This is a genomic window from Planktotalea sp. (genome assembly GCF_050633725.1).
Classification (GTDB): domain Bacteria; phylum Pseudomonadota; class Alphaproteobacteria; order Rhodobacterales; family Rhodobacteraceae; genus Planktotalea.
The window spans coordinates 34,064-54,342 of sequence record NZ_JBOEHB010000033.1 but is presented as its reverse complement, the minus strand read 5'-3'; the positions used below and the strand labels follow the sequence as shown (position 1 = coordinate 54,342).

The window sequence follows — 20,279 nt, the reverse complement described above, 5'->3', positions numbered from 1 at the left end:
CGGGCGGTCGCGGGCCTTAGTTCTCTGGGCATAGGGTGCGCTGAAGAGAAACCTTTGGACGATCCTCAACAAAACCCCCAAACAACGACCAAAAACCGCACAGCGCTTCCCGCCGCCAGATGGTAAGCTGCGCAGAAACAGGAGACACATCATGGACGCCCAAACCCAGCTTGAACTTGAAGCCGCCGCCTTTCGCCGCCTGCGCGACCACCTGATGGACCGCACCGACCTGCAGAATATCGACATGATGAACCAGACCGGGTTCTGCCGGAATTGCCTCAGCCGCTGGTATCAGGAAGCCGCCAATGAGCGTGGGATTGAAATGGACAAGGCCGCAGGGCGTGAGGCGTTCTACGGCATGCCGTTCGACGAATGGCGCGACAAATATCAGGTAGAGGCGACCGACGACCAGAAGGCGGCATTCGCGAAGAATCACGGCTGACCGATTCTCGCATAGGGCGAGTTTACCTAACTGCACTCGACGCAGTTTCACGGGTGAGCAGATCGCCTGAAATTTGGGGTAAAACAAGAACAAATTGTGGCGTTTCACACGCTAATGACGAAATATCAAGGACTTAGTTCTGTTTTCACGTGTGAAAGGTCTTGCAAAATTCCAGCGATACCTCCATGTAGCGCCTGCGACGTTATCCTATCGACCTCAGTCTCTACCCGAACTGCAGTCCCTCGATCTTGCTCTGACTGCGCCAAAGCCGCCGCACAATGCGGGCGGTTACTTTAAGGAGAGACTCACATGGCTAACGGCACTGTGAAATGGTTCAACGCAACTAAAGGCTTCGGCTTCATCGAGCCTGAAGGCGGTTCCAAGGACGTATTCGTCCACATCAGCGCAGTTGAGCGCGCTGGTCTGCGCGATCTGCCCGATGGTCAGAAAGTTACTTTCGACATCGAGCCCGGCCGTGACGGCCGTGAGGCAGCGATCAACATCGCACTGGCATAAGCCAGCGTCCCTCGGGACTGTTTGAAAGTTATGAGATTGGGCGCTTCGTTTCGAAGCGCCCTTTTTCGTTGGTTGCGCGCTATGAACTCAATTGCGTTCGCATGGCTTGGTAGATCACAGCTGTTGCCACATTGGCAAGGTTGAGAGACCGCACCAAGGGGCTGATCATCGGCAGATTGAAGGTACGATCTTCCATGCCGTCCAAGATCGTGCCCGGAAGGCCAGCGGATTCACAGCCAAAGACAAGAAAAGCATCCTGTGGATAGTCGGGTGTGAAAACGCTCTGTGCGCCATGTTCTTCAAAGAAGAACAGGTTCTCGCGGGAGGGTTTTTGTTCTTCGAGAAACTCTTGCCAACTGTCATATTGCGTTAGTTTGACGTGTTTCCAGTAGTCCGTTCCAGCGCGGCGTACGGCCTTTTCATCGAGCGAAAAACCTAGTGGCTTTATCAGGATCAACTCAAGCTCTAGTGCAACACAAGTGCGTCCAATCGCGCCTGTGTTGTATGGGATTTCCGGGGTCACAAGGACGATTTTCATGCGTGGTTTGGCCATTGGGACGCGAGCTTTCTGAGACGGGACCGTTTTTACCCTGTTAGCGGGGTGAGGCGAACAAGAACAGTGGTTCCTCGTAGGTGCGTGGAAACCACACACCTTACCGCTCGAACAGCCCGTAGGGTGTGTGATTCACGCACCCTGCTTTGCGAGCGTTAAGTACCAATCGCTGTGTTCGCAGCCGCGCCCATGCTATTCGGCCCAAACGGCAAGCTCGGTTCCACCCGGTTCTTTGAACTGGAACCTGCGCCCGCCAGGAAAGGAAAAAATGTCTTGCGTGATTTCGCCGCCGGCGGCTTTGACTTTGTCCAACATCGCTTCCAGATCGTCGGTCTTGAGAACAACCAATGGCGCGCGCAAGGCTCCTCGCTCTATGCCGCCACCAAGCCCCGCGCCTTGGATGTCTTTGTAATCGTCGCCATAGTCGATGTAGCTCCAGCCGAAGGCGTCTTGGAAAAAGCTCTGCGTTTTTTCCAACTCGTTTGATGTGAATTCTACATAGGCGATTGGTGTCGCGGCGGCGTTTGACATAGTGATCCCTTTGGCGTGCGTTTGTTTGGTTAGCCTAACGTGAGAGCAGGTAGGTGCAATCAAAAAGGCGCCCCATCTTGGAGCGCCTTTCCGTCTTCTAAAGTGCCAGAATTAATCAGGCGTCTTCGTCTTTTGGCAGAACCAAGTTCAGGACAATCGCCATAAGCGCGGTTGGTGCCACTGCAGATGTTGCGAGTGTTTTCACGACGCCCGGAAGGTACTGAACCGCAGTTGGTACGAGGTTGAGACCCAGACCAAACGCCAAGCTCACGGCGATGATGATCATCGTGCGGCGGGTCATTTTCTCTTCTGCGAGAACATTAAGGCCCGCTGAGGCAACCATGCCGAACATCACGATCACGCCGCCGCCAAGCACTGGCAAAGGCATAGATGCGATAAGCGCGCCGATCTTTGGGACAAGGCCACAGAGGATCATGATCGCGCCAGCGATAGTAACAACGTGGCGGGACATGATGCCCGTCATACCAATGATACCAACGTTCTGGCTAAAGGAGGTGTTTGGCAGACCACCAAAGACACCCGCAATTGCCGTGCCGAGGCCATCCGCATATGTTGCGCCTGCAATCTCTTCATCGGTTGCTTCACGTCCTGCGCCTGCTTTGGTCGTTGCAGAGGCATCGCCCACGGTTTCAATCGCCGACACGATGGAAACGAGCGTGACAGCAATCACCGCGCCGAGGTTGAATTCAAACCCGTATGGCAAAGGCTTGATCGTTGTGATCCAGCCAGCTTTGCCGACCGCGGCAAAGTTCACCATGCCAAGTGCGAATGCGAGAGCGTAGCCCGCAAGCAGGCCGACAAGGATCGCTGCGTTGGAGAGGATGCCTTTGGTGAAGAACTTCAGGATCAACGAGACGATGATCACTGTCAGCGCAACCGACCAATGCTTGAGCGAGCCAAAGCTTTCTGCTTCCATCTGGAAGGACGCCGCGCCGCCTGCTGCGTATTTGATCGCAACAGGGATGAGGTAGAGACCAATGGCAAGGATCACGAGACCCGTCACAAGCGGTGGGAACATCCAACGAAGGTGCTGAATGACGCCGCCGAGCAGGAAGTGGACAACGCCGCCGATGATGCAGGCGGTCAGCGCAACGCCTAGGCCTTGGGTTGCGGCGATACCGGCGAGAACGCCAACGAATGCAAAGCTGGTGCCTTGCATAATCGGAAGACGCGCGCCGATTGGGCCGATGCCCACGGTTTGAAACAGCGTCGCGATACCCGCAAAGAGCATTGCCATCTGGATCAGGTAAACTTGCTCAGCTCCGCCAAAAGCCAGCCCTGCAGCGCCCGCAACGATGATCGACGGCGTGACGTTAGAGGCAAACATTGCCAGAACGTGCTGCGCCCCGAGCGGGATTGCTTGCCCCAGCGGGGGCGTCGTATTTGGATCGCTATATGCGCCCATTGAAGTGTCAGCCATTGGTATTCTCCCCTTCATAGCTGTTGGTATTGGTCGCTTCTGTGTCGACCGTATTTAGCCCTCTACCACAATATGTGGTGTTTCGAGCAAAAATTCTTCTAGATTGTCGCCGTCCCCGATACGGTCGACGACGGCGAATTGTCCTGAGCCACTAAGCGGCGTGAGAACGCCGTGCCACGTGCCTTTGTGAAAGTTGATGCCTTGACCCGGTTCGGTCAGGAAGGCTTGCGGCTCCGTTGGCACCCCGTTTGCATCGCTGGCGACGATGACAAGAAAGCCATGTTCGCTCATCGGGATAAAGGCTTGAGAGCCGAGCGGGTGACGTTCGAGCAGGCCGAATTCATAGGGCAGGGCGCGCAGCTCGGCCTTGAAAAAGCTGATGCCTGCGCGGCCACCGTCAAAGTCCATCAGCGCGCGATCATGATATCGCCCACACTTGCCAAGATTGATGATCGCGTCAGGATCACCAGCGCAGTCAATGAGATCGCCAAAAGGCGCAAAGGTTGCGGCGGTGATCGGCTGCGCGATGATCTTGATCATGGGAGCACATCCATCAGACGGAAATCGGCGATGCGCTCGACCTGTTTGCAGGCCTCTGCAAATTCGGTGTCGCGGTCGTTGTCGATACGGCGATGAAAGGCGTCCAGAATGCTCGCCTTGTTATGATCGCGCACAGCGATGATGAAGGGGAAGCCATGCTTGCTGACATAGTCCTCGTTCAGCTTGGTGAACGTCGCCTTCTCGTCGTCAGTGAGATAATCGAGCCCTGCGGCGGCTTGCTCGGAGGTGCTTTCAGCGGTGAGGCCTTTCGCCTGCGCCAGCCTGCCAGCGAGATCGGGGTGGGCCGTCAACACGCCAAGGCGCTGTTCTTCGGTCGCGGAGCGGAATATACGGCAGAGCGCGTTATGCAATCCAATGGCAGTGTCATGCATACGGCCGAGTTCGAGATTAAAAGCGCCGTCGGCGATCCACGGTGAATGCTCAAAGATCGAGCCGTAGTTGGCAACAAAGGCCTCGCGGCTCATCTCAGAAGGGCGCGCGTATCGCACATGGGGGTTTTCGGCAGCCCAATGATCGGCGATCTGCTCGCGCGTGGCGAACCAAACGCCCTCATGTCCGTTGGCGTATTCAAGGAAATCCTGCAAGGCCTGCGCGCGGCCGGGGCGCCCCATCAGGCGGCAATGCAGACCGATCGACATCATGCGCCCGCCCTCCGCATAGAGCACATCAAAGCTGGCTTTCAGATACTCAAAGAAATGCGCGCCTGTGTTGAACCCCTGCGGCGTGGCGAACCGCATATCGTTGGCGTCCATTGTGTAAGGCACGGCAAGCTGATCATGATCGCCGAACTCCATCCAATAGGGGACATCATCGGCGAGCGCATCGGCCACATATTTGAACGAGCCGTTTTCAGCCGCAAGGCGCACGGTGTTGTCAGAGCACCGCCCCGTGTACCAACCCACAGGTGCCTCGCCAACAACTTCGGTGTGCAGGCGGATTGCCTCTTCCATGTCGGTCTTTTCATCCTCGGGAGAGGCGTCTTTATATTCGATCCACTTGAGACCGTGGCTGGCGATTTCCCAGCCTGCCTCTTTCATCGCGCGTACTTGCGCAGGGGCGCGGGCGAGGGCGGTCGCGACGCCGTAGACGGTGATGGGAATATTTTCGAGCAAACGATGCAAGCGCCAAAAACCAGCGCGTGCGCCGTACTCGTAAATGCTCTCCATGTTCCAATGACGTTGACCGGGCCAAGCGGCCGCGCCGACGATCTCGGAGAGGAACGCCTCTGATGCGGCATCCCCGTGCAGGATATTGTTCTCTCCGCCCTCTTCGTAGTTCATCACGATTTGCACCGCGATCTTGGCCCCATCGGGCCAGTTCGCAGCGGGTGGCGTTGCGCCATAGCCGTGCATATCGCGGGGATAGCGTGTCATTTAGTCGTTCTCCTAGGTGCGCTGGTGATAGACCAGAAAATCACAAAGTTTTTTCAAAAAAAACCGAATGCACTATAGGATTGAACAAACTTTCGCCCTTAGGTGCAAAAGTGCATATTTATCAAGCAATTCGAGGAGTGGATTTGATGGCCGGATTTTTGACAACACATGTGCTCGACACGGCGCGGGGATGCCCTGCGGAGGGCATTTCGATTGACCTCTATCGCATCGAGGGCGAGACGCGGGTGAAATTGAAAACCGTCGTGACCAATGATGACGGGCGCACAGACGCACAGATCCTACCCGCAGAGGAGTTCGCGCTTGGGGAATACGAGTTGGTGTTCCACTGCGGTGCATATTTTGATGCCTGCGGAGTTCCGCCAGAAGAGCCGCGGTTTCTGAATGTTGTCCCAATCCGCTTCGGCATGTCAGAGGCCGCGCATTACCACGTGCCACTGCTTGTTTCGCCGTTTGGGTTCTCGACGTATCGGGGGAGTTGAGCGCGCGAAAACGGAAATTACGTTAACCGCATCTCGTGAACTCCATTGTGGGGGTTTGGTCGTCGTTTAGCCTGAAAACCTGAAGAGTTTCAGCTATTGTTAGCCCCCATGATTCAATCCAGTTGTCTTCGATTTCGGCAACAAAAGATTGATTGCCTTCTATGAATAGTTTTGCATGAGATTGATCCAACCATTCATTTCCAAGTGTTCGTACTTGGCCTGTGCTGTCGGTGAACTCTATCGGTGCTTGAAAATACTTGTAAACAAATCTGCCTTGTTCTTCTCCAAATATGACAATGTCTTTGTTGTAGTAGGGGATGTGACCACACCACTTACCAAAAGCCCATTGAACATCTTTGATTTTGGCCTTCTTAAGCCCATCTACTGGTGAAGGCTCGCGAGGCAAAAGATAACCAAATGATTGTGCAAATGTGATAATTGCGATCACGCTACCGATTGCGGCGAGCAGTGCTGAAATCTTTCCAAAAGAGGATTTAATAAGGTTTTTTGCCATGGGTTTAAACGTAAATAGGTTGCCATTGGATGAGCAATTTTTACAACCAATGGTAATACAGTCAAGATTTTGCGGGCAATGAAAGAGTCGCTATTTGCGACATTACATATGGTACCAGCTCGTCGTGACACCACTGGATGCCGTAGATGAAGGGGCAATGCCACCTGAGTAAGCGATCGCTTTTGTTGCTTGGCGTTAGATGAAATATGCTAGCTTTCTGGTTGTGGCGCGTGAGGAATTAGCGTGGTTGCTGAGCGCTAAGATCAAACGGTGAGCAGTCTGGCTATAACCATGAAGATTTTGATTCATCTGCACAGATGGCTCTAGCGAAAAATCGGTTGTCACGTTAAGCATTGCGGTGTCCTTGGTGAAAATGGATAGAAGCATGACAAAACGCACCCGCCCCGAAGAACAGAAGCGACCCTATGAGGCACCAAAGTTGACCAGTTTGGATGTGTCTGAAACGCAAGGGTCATTTGCGGGCGCGTTTGAAGCGGATTTTCCAAGCTTTGATCCGAGCTTTTTTCAGATGTCTTAATTTGGCTTTGGCTTGATCTGGCAGGGGCATTGAGCTGTGCTCAACCGTTGTCACAAATCTTCACGCCAAGTCAAAGGTTACCCCGTCAAAGGACCTGATCATGCAAACTGGGCTATTGGGTGCTGTGTGGCAAAACGATCCGCAGGCTACTCTTGACGCTCAACGGCGTGCCTTTCAGCAAGCTGCGTTTCGCGGCGAGGAAGGTGCCAGCCAGTCGCTGCATCTGTCATCGGCTGCGTTTGCAAGTGTCACACTGCCGTCTAACGCAGCGAATGCAGCGCCGCCCGAGGCTCAGGGCCTGTCCCGCTTTGGCTCGGTTAAAGTGGCGGCGGATGCATGGCTTGTTAATTCTGCCGCATTAGCTCTTGCCCATGATTTGGCCGCTGATTGCGCGCCTGCTGAACTCATCGCCCAGCTATACGAGAAAAGCGGCGAGGCGGGGTTGGATCAACTCGATGGCGATTATGCGTTTGCCCTGTTTGATGCGAGCACTAACAGGCTCATATTGCGACGCGACCCTTTCGGTGTGCGTCCGCTTTTTTGGGCGCGCATGCCAGAGGGCGGCGTTGTATTTTCTTCACTTCCTGAAGTGTTGGTGACATCTGGATGTGTCCCCGACCAGCCTGATCTTGACGGGTTGATCGATATGATTTCGCGTAGCTCTGCGGATCGGCCTCAGACTTTGGTAAAGGGGCTAAACCGCGTCCCCGCTTGCACGCAAATAACTTTTCAGTCTGCTCAACCGGATGCCATTTACACATCGCTTACCACCCTGAAACCAAGACCAAGTGACACCCCTAAAACGTTCGATGGGTGGAGCGCCGAGTTGGGCCGATTGATGAGCCGAGCGGTGCAAACCCGCTTGCCAGCGCAAGGCGATATAGCGACGTCGATGTCTTCAGGTTTGGATTCAACAAGTGTCACGATGCTGGCAGAGCGCCATTTGGGCGAGCAGCAGCATATTTTTGCCAAGACCTACGCCGCGTCTGATGCGGCGTCAGATACATACCCCGGCATCTTGGACGAGACAGAGATTGCAGCATCGGTGGTGGCGCGGTCCAATCGAATTTCGCATGAAAAGATCAAAAAGCCCGAGCACGCAGAATGGATGACGCCGCGCATTGATCCTATCTCATTTGTGATGGACACCCCTGAATTTCGCCTGACCGTTGCCGCACAACAAAGTGGTGCGGACGTGATTTTGACAGGCTGGGGGGGAGATGATGCTGTCAGTTATAAAGGCTTTGGCGTCGCGGCGGCGCTCTTGAGAACCGGGAAATTCAGAGCCTTGCGTGATATGTCGCGCGCTCAAAGGATGAGCCCGCGTCGTGCAGTCAGGTTTTATGCCAAAAGCGTCTTTGATGCCTTTGTACCTGCGAAGAGCCAATTGCGCGCGATTTTGTTGCGTCAGCGCAAGGGAAGCCCAGCAGAAACCTATCGTGCGATGTCTGGGCTTAAGCCTGCGTTTCGGCGGGATAGTCCGCGGCTAGATTTTCGGGTTGGAGATACACAGGAAAACCGGCGCAGACGCCTAGGGAACCCAATTTTGCCCTTTCGAATGGAAATTCTCGCCTGCCATGGGTTTCGCAATGGCATTCGGTATGTCCATCCTTTGTTAGACCGAACGCTGAACGCGTTTGCCCTGACATGTCCACCCGAGTTTGAGCAACGCGATGGTCTGTTTCGCGCACCTGTGCGCGCCGCGATGGAGGGTATCGTCAGTGATGAGGCGCGCTTAAAGGCAAGCGTGGGCTATCCGCTTGTTGAAATGGTGTTGAATGTGGCGAGGACGAAAGAAATGCTTCAAGCCGAATTTGAAGAGCTCGCACAGGATAAACGGCTGCACGAATGGTTTGATTTTCCCTACATCCGTACGCAATTGGCGCTACTGCCGACGATGGAGCAAGCCGAGGCCCATGTGCGCGAGATTGCAGCTGGCGGTCCACCAAGAGGTCTACCAACCAACGTTTCGTTTTCTGCGGTCGCCGCAATGAAAGTGGTGCAGGCCAATCTAGATAAGACGAAAGCCAAGTGATATCGTCGAGTGCGTCGAAGTTTTGTATCCTGATTGGAACTGCCGCCCTATGTCTAACGTCGATCAACGTGCTGGATCCTCTGGCATAGACAATCGTCTCGCTGAGGTCTCGCAAGGTTCGATTGTTTGGAACAAAACTGTTTATGGTTTGTGGGTTCAAAGCACGCTGGACTTGCCAGAGCTTTTGCCGATGCGTGAAAACCTATCTGACTATGCTAATGCGCCAAGCGCACCTTCGAGCCCTGATATTGTCATCCAAAGAGGGTTCGTGCCCGAGCAATTTGGCCCCAATCCCTTTATTGGAGCAGAGTCCAATCGCCTTTGGCTTTCGATCCCAAACACCGTACGGATGATGATCGAAAACGGAACGCATCTCACTTATGCGCCAGCGCCAGGTGTGCCGGACGATGCGCTACGCTTGTTTATCCTTGGTTCAGGACTTGGCGCCTTGCTTGTCCAGCGCGGTTATTTGGTGATCCATGGCAACGCGGTGGTTCATCCGTCTGGCAGTGGCGCGCTCATCTGTGTCGGGCCGTCTGGTGCGGGCAAATCAACGACTGCCGTCGCCTTGATGCAACGCGGGCTTCATGTTTTGTCAGATGATGTCTGCCCGGTGGATAGTGCTGGTCGGGTGCATCCCGGTATGGCGCGGGCCAAGCTTTGGCAGGATGCTGCGGCTGCCTTGGATATTGATACGGAACCCTTGGCGCGGGTCAGAGCGCAGGATGCCAAGTTCAACCTGCCCTTGGGCACCCTTCATGCGACGTCCCCGCAACCGATCAGAGCTATGTTTTGTCTGGAAACTGCGGAAACGGATCACGTGAGCACGGCGCGCGTGAGCGGGATGGAGCGCTTTGTCGCAATGCGCCGCGCTTTGTACCGGCCCGAATATCTTCGGGCGTTAGGCTTGGAAGCTGGATCTCTGGAGCGCCTCGCGGCCTTGGCAAAAGACATCCCTATCTACCGCGTCACGCGCCCGAAAACTGGTTTTACGATCGCGCCCTTGCTGGACGCGCTGCTTGACAACGCCTGATCGGATGCGCACGAGTTTGCAAAAATTGATGTCTAATTAGAAAGCCAAGCGTAATGAGCGCCCCTGATCCCATTTTTGAACGAAACCCTGATATTGTTGCTACTGATATGGACGGCGAAATCGTCATGATGCATGTCGACAAGGGCGCATATTTCGCTCTCAATGGCACGGGTTCGATAATCTGGGAGCTGCTGGAAAGCCCTGCAAGCCTATCTCAGATCGTCGCGCATGTGCGCCAGACTCATGAGGTTGACCCGGCTCACGAACTCACCACAGAGATCGCGGCCTTTATGGAAAACCTACAAAGCAACGGCTTGGTCATCAAAGCGGATTGAAAACCGTCGTGACCAACGGCGACTGGCGCGCGGACGCGCGGAAATCTTGCTCGCAGAAGAGTTCGCGCTTGGGGAATACGAGCTGGTGTTCCACCGCGGCGGCTACTTTGATGCCTGCGGCGTCACGCCAGAAGAGCCCCGCTTTCTGAACACGAACCCGATCCGTTTCTGTATGTCAGAGGCAGCTCACTATCACGTGCCTTTGTTGGTCTCGCCGTTTGGGTTTTCGACGTATCGGGGGAGTTGAAGGAGGATAATGGAAATTATGTTAATTTAATACGGATACTATTACTGATTATCGGTATCTATAATCATATGAGAAATGGACTTTTTTACGAAGCTATCTAGCCCTTCACTTTCCTGAACAACTTTTGGCAAGCCCGATAATGCTATCTCTCCACGCCCGCAAGCAACCTCAAAAAGGCCGTGTGAAACCGCAACAGATCGAACGATATTATTACCAAATTCTGGTGTACCACTAAAGCCAATTTCACCATTTGGGAGGAACTCAAGGGGTGGCCTCATGAGTTTAGATGTCTCGCTATCACCAACGAGCAATTCAACAAATGATGGGCACAGTTCTCCCGATACGCAACTTGCATAATTTGCAAATAGGGCTAGGCGGTTTGGTATCTTATCGGATTGGATTTGCGCTTGAACTACAAGTTCGTCATCAATTGTTACTGGGAAATCTTTCTGACGGGCAAGGGCGTTAAAATCAAGTTTGTGTCCTGAACGCTTAGGCATCGAGTCATTCCCAGAGAATGGCAGCTTAGTGGCATCAACGACCCCATCTAAAAATGCTTGCATTTCAGTCAGGGAATCTGGGTCAGAAAGCTGTCTTACCTCTCTTAGGACTCTGAGGGCAGCTATGAAGCGCATTGGGGGATAAATTTCTGACCAACGATATGATCGCCTTGGTTCAGAAAGTACGCGTGGCGGTAGGGGGGGGTTTAAAGCAAAGTAAATTAATAAATTTAGGGTCACGAGTGCCGTTTCCCGATCACGGGAATGCGTGGGTGATGCTTGCTGAAATACTATGAACGGTAGTGAGTAAGTGCTGTCATGAAAGGCTTCGGATCGTTGCCGTGCTATTTTTTCAAAATCGCTTCCAAGTATTGTTTGTATAACCCCATTCTGGAGCTGCTGCAGTTCATTCAGTGAAGCCGAACACTCCATAAGTGATATGGACGTTAAGTTTTGATGACCATTCCCAGTATTTATGACGACGTCAGAGAGACTGCTGTCAGCTGCAAAATACCATTCCCGAGTTTGATGATGTCTCGCGGAACGAACGTCGTCAGATATGAAACCAAATGTATCGCAACAATTCATGATTACGTCAGCTAATACGTAGCTACTTGCCTGTACTGGAGGGTTTCCCAATATATCTGTTGTTCTAGCATCTTCCAAATTTGAGTGAAGCCACTGATGGTCAAACCAAATTTGCCTCAGGATATTCAGATAGCTGTGAAGATCAGGGTCATCAGAGCGTATACGTTGGGTCTTTGGATTGGTCTCGATAAGTGGTATGCCATCTTCAAAGCGCGCCCTTATAATTTCAGACCTTTTTTGACGAGATTCGTCGCGTAAGAAACGCAAAAGTGTGTATCTTTGCGAAGATCGCAGCGCATCCAAAAAAGAACCGAACGTTGTACCAATGTGTTGAAGCCAATGAGTTCGTTCATGTACTTCAGTTAGATGAAATTCTAGCGAACTTGAGATATCTGAAGGAGCCGCTTCTCGTAAGCGGTGAGCATTACAGTTGATCAGGAAAAACGGATCATAATGTGAGTTCGATATGAAGGATTTGTGCGTAGGGCGTCCAAAAATAGGTACGTTTGGTATCAATTTTCTGGATCTTTTTCAGAAGTTACGTCGACAGAGACGTTCTTATCTTTTGCGAGTAATTTGATAGCTGCTTTTACACCATCATATGCGCCTGCCGAAGCGATACCCAGCGCGATGGTCACAACAGCCTCATATAGTTCGAATTGATTATTCGTTTTTCGTGTCATTATCGAAGGAATGTTTGGCTTTACCTCTGATGTGACAGCCTGAACATTTTCAAGTGCCTTCAGTGCCTGAAAACATTTTTCGACATCGCTTTTCCGGCCGCTTAGTACAATTTCAAAATCTGGCATCAAAATCTATCCTCTAATTACCATATGACTTAGATCAAACGACGAACTAACACTCAAGGTATATCTAAAAAAGGTCGACCTTGGGATGTCTTTGAAAGATTTTTTTGACGAGCTTCCAGCTAAGTGTATCAAGTAAACGACCGTTTAGCTGATACACTTCACCCTTCCACTGCCCCCTCTATCCTCTCAATCATAAACTCCATAAATAGCCGCGCTTTGGGGTTTTGGTGGCGGCGGTGGGTGTAGAGGCGGGTCATTGAACGGGTAGGAAGGGATCGAAGTTACGAAGTTTAGGTCGGCTTTACGCGGCGGTGTTCGTCGTTGAAAATGCGCGGTAGCACATTTGGATATTTCGTCCAGCGCGCAATGCTGTCCTGTGTGATCCCTTGGCGCGCTTGAACGCTGCTCACGGTTCTGATCGTCCCTGTGTTCGCCTGCGGGGTTAGCATCGCACCTTCAAACGGCAAACCGCAATAGGTGCAGATTGTCTCCATGCTGTCGTTTGGTGCGGCGACGAGGTCTTCGTAGTTGATCTCTAGAAACTGCGCGTCCAGAGCGCGCCAGTCGGTGAGCGTTTCTTCGAACAGCGCAAACTTTGCTTGAATTCGTTTTTCTTCGAACGAGAAATTCTGACTCGCATCATCAAAGTAGTTTTCAAAGATGGACAGCGCGAGGTCTTTTGGGTCTCGGCGGAGGACGATCAATTTGGCGTTAGGGAAAGCTCGATTGATCCAGCCAATGGACATGTAGTTCGAAGGCATTTTGTCGACGGTCCATTGGGCAGGGCCGACCGCGTTTTGGAACTTCGCATATTGCGCACGAAGAGTTGCAAAGTCTTCGGCGAAGGGCGCGTCTTTGGCCAGCGCTTGGGCGAAGTGGCGGTTCAACAGGGCGACTTCGCCAAGGCCGGCCACATTTGGAGCCATCGACAACATGCGCTCGAGCAGCGTCGTACCAGATCGCGGCAGGCCCATGATGAATATCGGCGTTGCGTTTAGCGGATCGGCTGCATCGGCGAGATCAGGTTCTTGGCGAAATCGTAACCGTAGGCTCGAATGAATCTGTGCATCACCGTCAGCATCATAGGAACGCAGCTTGGCCATATTTCGGTTTGCATGGATGATGGATTGGGTAAAAGCCTTTGGTTCGTTCAGCCGTTTTGCGATGCCAGCCAGCGCAAATTCAAGATGCGCGCGTGCATTGAAAGAGCCAGCTTTGATGGCTTTGATGTCGCTGCGCAGTTTTTGCAAACTCTCGAGTGGGGCGATGTCTGACAGTTGTCTAAACGCTTCGGGCGCAATGGCTGGGTCTTTTTGAGTGAGCTGCTGAAACAACTGTGCCGCATCGCTAAAGGCACCTTGCTCACGGTAGCGAAGCGCCAGATTTTCGATGCATTCGGGCATGTTTGGGGCGAGCGAGAACGCCGTTTTTGTCACTTGCAACGCCAGCGCGCCCTGATTGGTTAAGGCATAGAGACGTCCAAGATTTAACAACGCTGGTACGTGTTCAGGATGCTGCTGGCTTAGGTGTTCGAGCGTGCGAATTGCGTTCATAAGCTGCGCGTTATCTGCCAACAAAAGCCCGTGCGTCAGCATCACATTCGGATCGTTTGGCACCATTTCACATAGGTTTTGCGATGTGGCCAAGGCCCGATCGATTTTACCGCACATGCGCAAAACTGCGATACGGGTTGATAACAATCGTTCAGTCCTGCCGAATTTCTTGTCCGCGCGATCCAGCGTCTTGAGTGCGGAGTCAAATAGCCCAACTTCCGCAGAGAGTTGTGCAAGGTTAGTGTAGGCGTCGGGCGAGGCGCTGCCGAGTTTGATTGCATTGGCAAAATGAACCCGCGCTTCCTTTTTCTTGCCCCGCGCGATTTGTGCTAAGCCAGAAACAAATTGAATGCGTTCGCTTTTCGGAAATGTTTTCAGCGCCTTGCGCGCGTACTTCCATGCGTTGGCAGGGCTGGTCGCGATCATTTGATAGATCGCGTTGGCCTGTTCTAAATCTTGATTGTGCGGGTGTATCGCGGAATGACTCATGTCACAGAACTGTTACATTCGGTGAGAGTGTCTCAAGTCGAAGTCATTAAATGACACTGTCTTTTAGGCTACGCGCGTATTCTTTAGGCGGCGTGCCTAAGTGTGCTTAGTTTTTCCACGTTTCCTTTACAGCACTCTCTATCCTCTCAATCATAAACTCCATGAACAGACGCGCTTTGGGGTCTTGGTGGCGGCGGTGGGTGTAAAGGCAGGCCATTTGAACGGGCAGGGGCGGGGTGTCCTCGGCAACGGCGACTAGGCGGCCCGCGTCAAGGTGATGCGCGATCTCGAAGACGGGGCGCAGGGCGATGCCGGCGCCTTGCAAGGCCCAATCGGTGAGCACATCGCTGTCGTCACATTCAAAGCGGCCCTGCACATCGAACTTGCGCGGACCATCAGGCGTGGACAGCTCCCATTGGAATTCGGTCGCGCCGGGAAAGCGCAGGTTGAGGCAGTTGTGCTTGCCGCGATCTATCTCTGATCCGCTATTGGGGTGGTCATGTTCCGCAATATAGGCAGGGCTGGCACAGAGCACGCGCTCACAATCGGCGATCTTGCGGATGCGCATGTTTGAATCCTCGGGGCGGCCAAGGAAAAAGGCGATATCGAGGCCTTCGGCAGTCAAATCGATCTTGCGGTCCGTCATGCGCAGACGCACATCGACCAGCGGATATTGAGCGGCAAAGTCAGGCACATGCGGCGCGATCAGGCGGCGCCCAATCCCCAAGGGGGCCGCGATATGCAGCGTGCCGCGCGGGTTTTCGGTAGCGTCGCCAACCCCTGCTTCGGCGGCTTCGACAGCCTCCAGAACCGCGCAAGCGCCGTTATAGAATATGCGCCCTTGTTCCGTGGGCGTAAGCGAACGGGTCGTACGTTGGAACAAACGTACATCGAGGTGGGACTCAAGCTGGGAAATGCGCGCAGAGGTGACAGCAGGGGAAATGCGTTGATCACGCGCGGCGGCGGACATACTACCGAGTTCATAGATGCGAACGAATGTGCGAAGGTTATCGAAATAGGACATTGTTAGGCGATTTTTGACACTCTTTGTGGAATGACAATTATAGTCGAAAAATCAACCATTGGATAGTCTTGGCCGCAGGATAAGGAGCGCCATTCATGTATGATCTTGCAATTCTCTGGGACTGGCTCTCGTTCGTGGTGCGCTGGCTACATGTGATCACCGCGATGGCGTGGATTGGCGCGTCTTTCTTCTTTATCGCGCTGGATTTGGGCCTGAAGAAAGCGCCTGATATGCCCGTGGGGGCGCATGGCGAAGAATGGCAGGTGCATGGCGGTGGATTTTATCACATCCAGAAGTATCTGGTCGCGCCCGAGAATATGCCCGAGCATCTGATCTGGCACAAATGGCAGAGCTATATGACTTGGGTTTCTGGCGCGGCTTTGCTGATGATTGTCTATTGGGCAGGCGCGGAACTGTTCCTGATTGATCCCGCCAAGGCTGATCTGTCCACATGGCAAGCGATCGTGATTTCTGCGGGCTCTTTGACCGTCGGTTGGCTCGCGTATGACTACCTGTGCAAATCGAAGCTGGGCGAGACGCCGACGCTTTTGATGGTGCTCTTGTTCGTGATCCTTGTGGCGATGTCCTATGGCTATAACCAGATCTTCACAGGCCGCGCAGCTTTGCTGCATTTAGGGGCATTCACGGCGACGATCATGACGGCGAATGTGTTCTGTATCATCATGCCCAACCAACGCATCGTTGTTGCTGATCTCAAGGCAGGTCGCACGCCTGATGCGAAGTACGGCAAGATCGCCAAGCTGCGCAGCACGCATAACAACTATCTGACGCTGCCTGTCATTTTCTTGATGCTTTCGAACCACTATCCGCTGTCCTTTGGCACGGAGTATGCGTGGCTCATTACGTCGTTGATTTTCCTGACGGGCGTCACGATCCGTCACTATTTCAACACGCTGCATGCGACGGGCAAGGGGCCAAGCTGGACGTGGGTTGTGACCGTGATTTTGATGATCATCATCGCGTGGCTGTCCACGGCGAATACATGGGGTCAGGACTATGATCGGGCTGAGGCGCAGGCGCTTTCACCGCATCAAGAAATGCTGGTGGCATCGGCAGGGTTTGAGGAGGTCGAAAACATCGTGCTTGGCCGCTGCTCAATGTGCCACGCGCGCGAGCCAAGCTGGGATGGTATTCGCTGGGCACCCAAGGGCGTGTTTTTGGAAACCCGCTACGACATCGTACGCTCTGCGCGCGAGATTTACCTGCAAGCGGGGGTGTCCCATGCGATGCCGCCTGCGAATATCACCGAGCTTTCGGAAGAAGACCGTGTCCAAATTGTGAAGTGGTTCAGGAACGCGGGTTAACCAAAAGTGACATAGGTTGGTTTGGTAAAAAGCCGGCTTAATCTTGCTTTAAATTGTTTGTGCGACCTTCGCATGAATATGGAAAAAATCTCGAATTTATTCGGTGTAAGAACGCTTTCAGTGGTTTTCTGCACGATCGCATTTTCTGGCGCAGCGTTTGCGCAAGAGGCTCGGATTTGTGAGGATATTCACGATCTAAGAGCCAGCTACGAGCGGCCGAATTCGGGTGTTCCAAATGACAACCCAACTGCGGGTGTTTTGGTGCTTAATCGTCTGACAAATTAGCTTGTTGCGTTGGGCGCAAATTCAAAAGGAAGATATCGCTATCCATGCTGGAGCGCGTGATCGAAAACAGTCGCGTGTCCATAATTGAGTCGGGGTTGGGAAGTAAAACGGCGCCATGCTTTGCGGAAGGGTGCCACCTTAGCTGCAATCGGCACTTTGCAACGACTCTCGATGTTGAGAGTTGTAACAATGGCAATCAGCAAACGGGATAGACGTCATATCCAATCAGGTTACGATTGGATATGACGTTGCGCTTAGGCTGCATCGATTCCGTTTCGCATCCGTCCCAAATGTTCGTCCCATCCTTTATCGAGGGCGAGCGTAAGGCCGAACGCTTCTTCACCGACGGGCAGTCCCTCATGAACCAGAGATAGGCGGGTGCCGCCTGCGACGTTATCGAGAGTCCACTTCACCGTGCTTGTCGCGTCGCCCATAGGGGCAATCGTAAACGTATATTCGAGGCGTGTATGTGGCTCGGACACCAGAACCTCACCCCACATCAACTTGTCACCGCTTGTTGCGCCGAACATTTCATATGGGCCTTTTGTGAGAGCTGTCTTAGGTTTGTGAAACCAGGTGGCCAGCTTGTCTGGGTCAGTCAAATATTCCCAAACCTGAGCGGGGGTCGCTTTCAGATAAATTGTTTTGTGGATGGTCGTTTCGCTCATGTCGTGTCCTTTTCAATTTCGGTTTTCAAAACGCTAAGGTGCTCATCCCAAAAGGCGTCAAAATAGCTGAACCAATCCGAGATCTGCCTTAGCCCATCGGGATTGATCGCGTTCACCCGTGTGCGCCCAATGGTTTGGATCGAGATCAGATCGCCCTCCTTAAGGATGGTCAGATGTTTCTTTACGGCTGCACGTGTCATTTGAAAGTTCTCGGCAACTTCCGCGATCGTCATGTCTCGCTCCGCAAGAAGATGTAGAATTCCGCGTCGTGTCGGGTCTGCGAGAGCGCGAAAGCCCATTTGGTGTGCGTGGGTCATGTGTACCTTTGTGTTACCATTTGGTACCCCTTTATGTGATACTGAATGGTATCATGTCAAGCACTTCGAATTGGCATAATGAGGATTATGTTATTATTCAAAATTTGATGCGCTTGAACATTCATCTGTTCTGCGAAACAACAATTGTGAAGCTTCAGAAAGAGATCAAGATGATTGAACGGATTGGCACGACGGCGCGCGCGTCGAAAATTGTTAAGCACAATGGGATTGCGTATCTCTCAGGGCAAGTCGCTGAAGGCGCGAGCATTCAAGAGCAAACGACGGAGTGCCTGCGCCGTGTTGATGCATTGCTGACGGAAGCAGGTTCGTCACGCACGCAAATGTTGCGGGCGACGATTTGGCTTGCTGATATGAGCGACTTTGCCGGATTGAACGAAGTTTGGAACGCATGGGTGCCCGAAGGTCATGCCCCTGCGCGCGCCTGTGGTGAGGCGAAACTGGCCCGGGAAGAGCTGCGGGTCGAAATCATCGTGGACGCCGCCTACGACTAAATTGCGACTGCAATTGGGGCCGTAGGCTTGGCTTGACGACCAAAGCAGGGTGAGCGCGCGAGATGGTATCAATCGAATTACGTTACAAAAATTTCCCATACCGTGAAAGTTTGTAACTTTTTCTTGCGTCAAACCCGTCAAATCCGTTATCCTCTCGGGAACCAGTGACTCGGGAGGTCTTTCATCTATGCAAGCCTATATTTGCGACGGCGTGCGCACACCTATTGGACGTTACGGCGGCGCGCTCTCTTCTATTCGTACCGATGATCTGGCGGCTTTGCCGATCACAGCGCTTATGGAGCGCAACACTGGTGTGGATTGGGCAAAGGTTGACGACGTAATCTACGGCTCTGCCAATCAGGCAGGCGAAGACAATCGCAACGTTGCACGTATGGCTGCGCTCTTGGCGGGTCTTCCGCAGGATGTTCCGGGCACCACGATCAACCGTCTTTGCGCCTCTGGCATGGATGCTGTTGGCTTCGCTGCGCGCGGTATCAAGGCGGGCGATTATGATCTGACAATTGCAGGCGGCGTCGAAAGCATGTCGCGCGCGCCATTTGTGATGCCAAAGGCGACCAGCGCCTTTACCCGTGCCAATTCGGTCTATGACACGACGATTGGCTGGCGCTTTATCAACCGCAGAATGAAAGAGGCGTATGGCGTGGATTCCATGCCGCAAACCGCTGACAATGTCGCTGCCGATTACAATATTTCGCGCGAGGATCAGGATGCCTTCGCCGCCCGCTCGCAGGCCGCTTGGGCCGCCGCGCATGAGGCAGGTCTTTTCGCGGATGAGATCGTTCCGGTGAACGTGCCTCAGCGCAAAGGCGATCCGATTGTCTTTGATACCGACGAACACCCCCGCCCCGGCACAGGTGTTGATAAGCTGGCGAAACTCAAAGGCGTCAATGGCCCCGATCTCACAGTGACCGCAGGCAATGCCAGCGGCGTGAACGATGGCGCAGCGGCGCTGCTGCTCGCCTCGGACAAAGCGCTCTACAAACACTCGCTCACGCCGCTTGCGCGCGTAGTTGGCATGTCCTCTGCTGGCGTTGCGCCGCGCGTTATGGGTATTGGCCCTGTCCCTGCCAGCCAGAAAGTTCTGGAGCGCGCAGGTCTGAGCGTCGCCGATATGGATGTTATCGAACTGAACGAGGCTTTCGCCTCCCAAGGTCTCGCAACTCTGCGCGAGCTGGGCGTTGCGGATGATGACCCACGCGTGAACCCCCAAGGCGGTGCAATTGCGATTGGTCATCCCCTTGGCATGTCTGGCGCGCGCCTTGTTCTCACGGCGGCACATCAACTCAAACGCTCAGGCGGCAAATACGCGCTGTGCACCATGTGTGTTGGCGTCGGTCAGGGCGCAGCAATCATTATCGAACGGGTCTAACCCCCCAAAGAGCGAAGCGAAAAGGAAACGAACATGTATGCACAGATGATCAAATCCGAAGCCACGCAGGACGATCCTGAAAAGCTCGCAGCGTTTCAAAAGCGCATCGACGCGAACGAAAAGATCGAACCAAAGGACTGGATGCCAGCGGGCTATCGCAAGACCCTGATCCGCCAGATCGGCCAGCACGCCCATTCCGA

Annotated in this window: 23 protein-coding genes and 3 pseudogenes; 13 read left to right on the top strand and 13 right to left on the bottom strand. The window is 53.4% G+C overall.

The features are described from left to right. The first annotated feature begins 151 nt into the window (after positions 1-151). Positions 152-442 (top strand): DUF1244 domain-containing protein, encoded by a 291-nt coding sequence (locus tag ACRBCU_RS18485; protein WP_431366872.1) that lies wholly within the window; start codon positions 152-154, stop codon positions 440-442. 309 nt (positions 443-751) lie between these two features. Then, the gene (locus tag ACRBCU_RS18480) at positions 752-958 is read left to right on the top strand and encodes a cold-shock protein (protein ID WP_431366871.1); all 207 of its coding nucleotides are present in this window, start codon (positions 752-754) and stop codon (positions 956-958) included. 79 nt (positions 959-1,037) lie between these two features. On the opposite strand, the gene ACRBCU_RS18475 is transcribed toward ACRBCU_RS18480, so the two are convergent. From ACRBCU_RS18475 to puuE, 5 genes are all read right to left on the bottom strand, one after another. Further along, a complete protein-coding gene (locus ACRBCU_RS18475; RefSeq protein ID WP_431366870.1) occupies positions 1,038-1,511 on the bottom strand; it encodes a tRNA (cytidine(34)-2'-O)-methyltransferase in 474 nt (157 codons plus the stop codon). 192 nt (positions 1,512-1,703) lie between these two features. Continuing rightward, positions 1,704-2,042: a VOC family protein gene (locus ACRBCU_RS18470; protein ID WP_431366869.1), complete on the bottom strand. Its 339-nt coding sequence runs from the start codon at positions 2,040-2,042 to the stop codon at positions 1,704-1,706. A 115-nt stretch (positions 2,043-2,157) separates the two neighbouring features. Beyond that, a complete protein-coding gene (locus tag ACRBCU_RS18465; RefSeq protein ID WP_431366868.1) occupies positions 2,158-3,483 on the bottom strand; it encodes a uracil-xanthine permease family protein in 1,326 nt (441 codons plus the stop codon). A gap of 54 nt (positions 3,484-3,537) precedes the next feature. Further along, entirely contained in the window at positions 3,538-4,023 is a 486-nt protein-coding gene (locus ACRBCU_RS18460) for an ureidoglycolate lyase (protein ID WP_431366867.1), read from the bottom strand. Continuing rightward, complete coding sequence (gene puuE / locus ACRBCU_RS18455; RefSeq protein WP_431366866.1) at positions 4,020-5,417, bottom strand: allantoinase PuuE; 1,398 nt, start codon at positions 5,415-5,417, stop codon at positions 4,020-4,022. The genes ACRBCU_RS18460 and puuE overlap by 4 nt, the downstream gene beginning before the upstream one ends. A gap of 146 nt (positions 5,418-5,563) precedes the next feature. Between puuE and uraH the strand changes: the two genes are divergently transcribed. Further along, positions 5,564-5,917 carry a hydroxyisourate hydrolase gene (gene uraH / locus ACRBCU_RS18450; protein WP_431366865.1) on the top strand — a complete coding sequence of 118 codons (354 nt, stop codon included), beginning with the start codon at positions 5,564-5,566 and terminating at the stop codon, positions 5,915-5,917. A 22-nt stretch (positions 5,918-5,939) separates the two neighbouring features. Here uraH and ACRBCU_RS18445 read toward each other — a convergent pair whose 3' ends face one another. After that, a complete protein-coding gene (locus ACRBCU_RS18445) occupies positions 5,940-6,431 on the bottom strand; it encodes a hypothetical protein (RefSeq protein WP_431366864.1) in 492 nt (163 codons plus the stop codon). A gap of 385 nt (positions 6,432-6,816) precedes the next feature. On the opposite strand from ACRBCU_RS18445, the gene ACRBCU_RS18440 reads away from it, so the two are divergent. The 5 genes and pseudogenes from ACRBCU_RS18440 to ACRBCU_RS18420 form a co-directional block, all read left to right on the top strand. Continuing rightward, positions 6,817-6,969, top strand: coding sequence for a hypothetical protein (locus ACRBCU_RS18440; protein WP_431366863.1), 153 nt, complete (start codon positions 6,817-6,819; stop codon positions 6,967-6,969). A 100-nt stretch (positions 6,970-7,069) separates the two neighbouring features. Continuing rightward, entirely contained in the window at positions 7,070-9,004 is a 1,935-nt protein-coding gene (locus tag ACRBCU_RS18435) for an asparagine synthase-related protein (RefSeq protein WP_431366862.1), read from the top strand. A gap of 49 nt (positions 9,005-9,053) precedes the next feature. Further along, complete coding sequence (locus tag ACRBCU_RS18430) at positions 9,054-10,037, top strand: hypothetical protein (protein WP_431366861.1); 984 nt, start codon at positions 9,054-9,056, stop codon at positions 10,035-10,037. Between the two features lie 53 nt (positions 10,038-10,090). Further along, on the top strand, positions 10,091-10,372 hold the full coding sequence (locus ACRBCU_RS18425) for a PqqD family peptide modification chaperone (RefSeq protein ID WP_431366860.1): 282 nt from the start codon (positions 10,091-10,093) through the stop codon (positions 10,370-10,372). Further along, positions 10,369-10,619: pseudogene (locus ACRBCU_RS18420) on the top strand (hydroxyisourate hydrolase); the annotation flags it as partial. The gene ACRBCU_RS18425 and the pseudogene ACRBCU_RS18420, both read left to right, overlap by 4 nt. Before the next feature lie 41 nt (positions 10,620-10,660). On the opposite strand, the gene ACRBCU_RS18415 reads toward ACRBCU_RS18420, so the two are convergent. The 5 genes and pseudogenes from ACRBCU_RS18415 to ACRBCU_RS18395 form a co-directional block, all read right to left on the bottom strand. After that, on the bottom strand, positions 10,661-12,223 hold the full coding sequence (locus ACRBCU_RS18415; RefSeq protein WP_431366859.1) for a hypothetical protein: 1,563 nt from the start codon (positions 12,221-12,223) through the stop codon (positions 10,661-10,663). Continuing rightward, on the bottom strand, positions 12,220-12,516 hold the full coding sequence (locus ACRBCU_RS18410; RefSeq protein ID WP_431366858.1) for a hypothetical protein: 297 nt from the start codon (positions 12,514-12,516) through the stop codon (positions 12,220-12,222). The genes ACRBCU_RS18415 and ACRBCU_RS18410 overlap by 4 nt, the downstream gene beginning before the upstream one ends. A gap of 158 nt (positions 12,517-12,674) precedes the next feature. Then, positions 12,675-12,773: pseudogene (locus ACRBCU_RS18405) on the bottom strand (LysR family transcriptional regulator); the annotation flags it as partial. Between the two features lie 33 nt (positions 12,774-12,806). After that, on the bottom strand, positions 12,807-14,558 hold the full coding sequence (locus ACRBCU_RS18400; RefSeq protein ID WP_431366857.1) for a tetratricopeptide repeat-containing sulfotransferase family protein: 1,752 nt from the start codon (positions 14,556-14,558) through the stop codon (positions 12,807-12,809). Positions 14,559-14,664: 106 nt separating this feature from the next. Beyond that, positions 14,665-15,582 carry a LysR family transcriptional regulator gene (locus ACRBCU_RS18395; protein WP_431366856.1) on the bottom strand — a complete coding sequence of 306 codons (918 nt, stop codon included), beginning with the start codon at positions 15,580-15,582 and terminating at the stop codon, positions 14,665-14,667. Between the two features lie 95 nt (positions 15,583-15,677). Here ACRBCU_RS18395 and ACRBCU_RS18390 point away from each other — a divergent pair, with 95 nt between their 5' ends. Then, positions 15,678-16,907, top strand: coding sequence for a urate hydroxylase PuuD (locus ACRBCU_RS18390; RefSeq protein WP_431366855.1), 1,230 nt, complete (start codon positions 15,678-15,680; stop codon positions 16,905-16,907). 72 nt (positions 16,908-16,979) lie between these two features. Continuing rightward, entirely contained in the window at positions 16,980-17,192 is a 213-nt protein-coding gene (locus ACRBCU_RS18385; RefSeq protein WP_431366854.1) for a hypothetical protein, read from the top strand. A gap of 254 nt (positions 17,193-17,446) precedes the next feature. Here the strand turns inward: ACRBCU_RS18385 and ACRBCU_RS18380 are convergent, their stop codons facing one another. After that, on the bottom strand, positions 17,447-17,860 hold the full coding sequence (locus ACRBCU_RS18380; RefSeq protein WP_431366853.1) for an SRPBCC family protein: 414 nt from the start codon (positions 17,858-17,860) through the stop codon (positions 17,447-17,449). Further along, positions 17,857-18,177 carry an ArsR/SmtB family transcription factor gene (locus ACRBCU_RS18375; protein ID WP_431366852.1) on the bottom strand — a complete coding sequence of 107 codons (321 nt, stop codon included), beginning with the start codon at positions 18,175-18,177 and terminating at the stop codon, positions 17,857-17,859. The genes ACRBCU_RS18380 and ACRBCU_RS18375 overlap by 4 nt, the downstream gene beginning before the upstream one ends. Before the next feature lie 170 nt (positions 18,178-18,347). Here ACRBCU_RS18375 and ACRBCU_RS18370 point away from each other — a divergent pair, with 170 nt between their 5' ends. The 3 genes and pseudogenes from ACRBCU_RS18370 to ACRBCU_RS18360 all read left to right on the top strand — a co-directional run. Next, a complete protein-coding gene (locus ACRBCU_RS18370; protein ID WP_431366851.1) occupies positions 18,348-18,689 on the top strand; it encodes a RidA family protein in 342 nt (113 codons plus the stop codon). Between the two features lie 187 nt (positions 18,690-18,876). Continuing rightward, complete coding sequence (gene pcaF, locus ACRBCU_RS18365; protein WP_431366850.1) at positions 18,877-20,079, top strand: 3-oxoadipyl-CoA thiolase; 1,203 nt, start codon at positions 18,877-18,879, stop codon at positions 20,077-20,079. Positions 20,080-20,112: 33 nt separating this feature from the next. Next, positions 20,113-20,279 (top strand): annotated as a pseudogene (locus ACRBCU_RS18360) (1,2-phenylacetyl-CoA epoxidase subunit PaaA); the annotation flags it as partial.

What these genes read in the sequence shown, in the direction of transcription:
- ACRBCU_RS18485 (WP_431366872.1), top strand. Translation starts at nt 152, where the DNA reads ATGGACGCCCAAACCCAGCTTGAACTTGAAGCCGCCGCCTTTCGCCGC.
- ACRBCU_RS18480 (WP_431366871.1), top strand. Translation starts at nt 752, where the DNA reads ATGGCTAACGGCACTGTGAAATGGTTCAACGCAACTAAAGGCTTCGGC.
- ACRBCU_RS18475 (WP_431366870.1), bottom strand. Translation starts at nt 1,511, where the DNA reads ATGGCCAAACCACGCATGAAAATCGTCCTTGTGACCCCGGAAATCCCA.
- ACRBCU_RS18470 (WP_431366869.1), bottom strand. Translation starts at nt 2,042, where the DNA reads ATGTCAAACGCCGCCGCGACACCAATCGCCTATGTAGAATTCACATCA.
- ACRBCU_RS18465 (WP_431366868.1), bottom strand. Translation starts at nt 3,483, where the DNA reads ATGGCTGACACTTCAATGGGCGCATATAGCGATCCAAATACGACGCCC.
- ACRBCU_RS18460 (WP_431366867.1), bottom strand. Translation starts at nt 4,023, where the DNA reads ATGATCAAGATCATCGCGCAGCCGATCACCGCCGCAACCTTTGCGCCT.
- puuE (WP_431366866.1), bottom strand. Translation starts at nt 5,417, where the DNA reads ATGACACGCTATCCCCGCGATATGCACGGCTATGGCGCAACGCCACCC.
- uraH (WP_431366865.1), top strand. Translation starts at nt 5,564, where the DNA reads ATGGCCGGATTTTTGACAACACATGTGCTCGACACGGCGCGGGGATGC.
- ACRBCU_RS18445 (WP_431366864.1), bottom strand. Translation starts at nt 6,431, where the DNA reads ATGGCAAAAAACCTTATTAAATCCTCTTTTGGAAAGATTTCAGCACTG.
- ACRBCU_RS18440 (WP_431366863.1), top strand. Translation starts at nt 6,817, where the DNA reads ATGACAAAACGCACCCGCCCCGAAGAACAGAAGCGACCCTATGAGGCA.
- ACRBCU_RS18435 (WP_431366862.1), top strand. Translation starts at nt 7,070, where the DNA reads ATGCAAACTGGGCTATTGGGTGCTGTGTGGCAAAACGATCCGCAGGCT.
- ACRBCU_RS18430 (WP_431366861.1), top strand. Translation starts at nt 9,054, where the DNA reads ATGTCTAACGTCGATCAACGTGCTGGATCCTCTGGCATAGACAATCGT.
- ACRBCU_RS18425 (WP_431366860.1), top strand. Translation starts at nt 10,091, where the DNA reads ATGAGCGCCCCTGATCCCATTTTTGAACGAAACCCTGATATTGTTGCT.
- ACRBCU_RS18410 (WP_431366858.1), bottom strand. Translation starts at nt 12,516, where the DNA reads ATGCCAGATTTTGAAATTGTACTAAGCGGCCGGAAAAGCGATGTCGAA.
- ACRBCU_RS18400 (WP_431366857.1), bottom strand. Translation starts at nt 14,558, where the DNA reads ATGAGTCATTCCGCGATACACCCGCACAATCAAGATTTAGAACAGGCC.
- ACRBCU_RS18395 (WP_431366856.1), bottom strand. Translation starts at nt 15,582, where the DNA reads ATGTCCTATTTCGATAACCTTCGCACATTCGTTCGCATCTATGAACTC.
- ACRBCU_RS18390 (WP_431366855.1), top strand. Translation starts at nt 15,678, where the DNA reads ATGTATGATCTTGCAATTCTCTGGGACTGGCTCTCGTTCGTGGTGCGC.
- ACRBCU_RS18385 (WP_431366854.1), top strand. Translation starts at nt 16,980, where the DNA reads ATGAATATGGAAAAAATCTCGAATTTATTCGGTGTAAGAACGCTTTCA.
- ACRBCU_RS18380 (WP_431366853.1), bottom strand. Translation starts at nt 17,860, where the DNA reads ATGAGCGAAACGACCATCCACAAAACAATTTATCTGAAAGCGACCCCC.
- ACRBCU_RS18375 (WP_431366852.1), bottom strand. Translation starts at nt 18,177, where the DNA reads ATGACCCACGCACACCAAATGGGCTTTCGCGCTCTCGCAGACCCGACA.
- ACRBCU_RS18370 (WP_431366851.1), top strand. Translation starts at nt 18,348, where the DNA reads ATGATTGAACGGATTGGCACGACGGCGCGCGCGTCGAAAATTGTTAAG.
- pcaF (WP_431366850.1), top strand. Translation starts at nt 18,877, where the DNA reads ATGCAAGCCTATATTTGCGACGGCGTGCGCACACCTATTGGACGTTAC.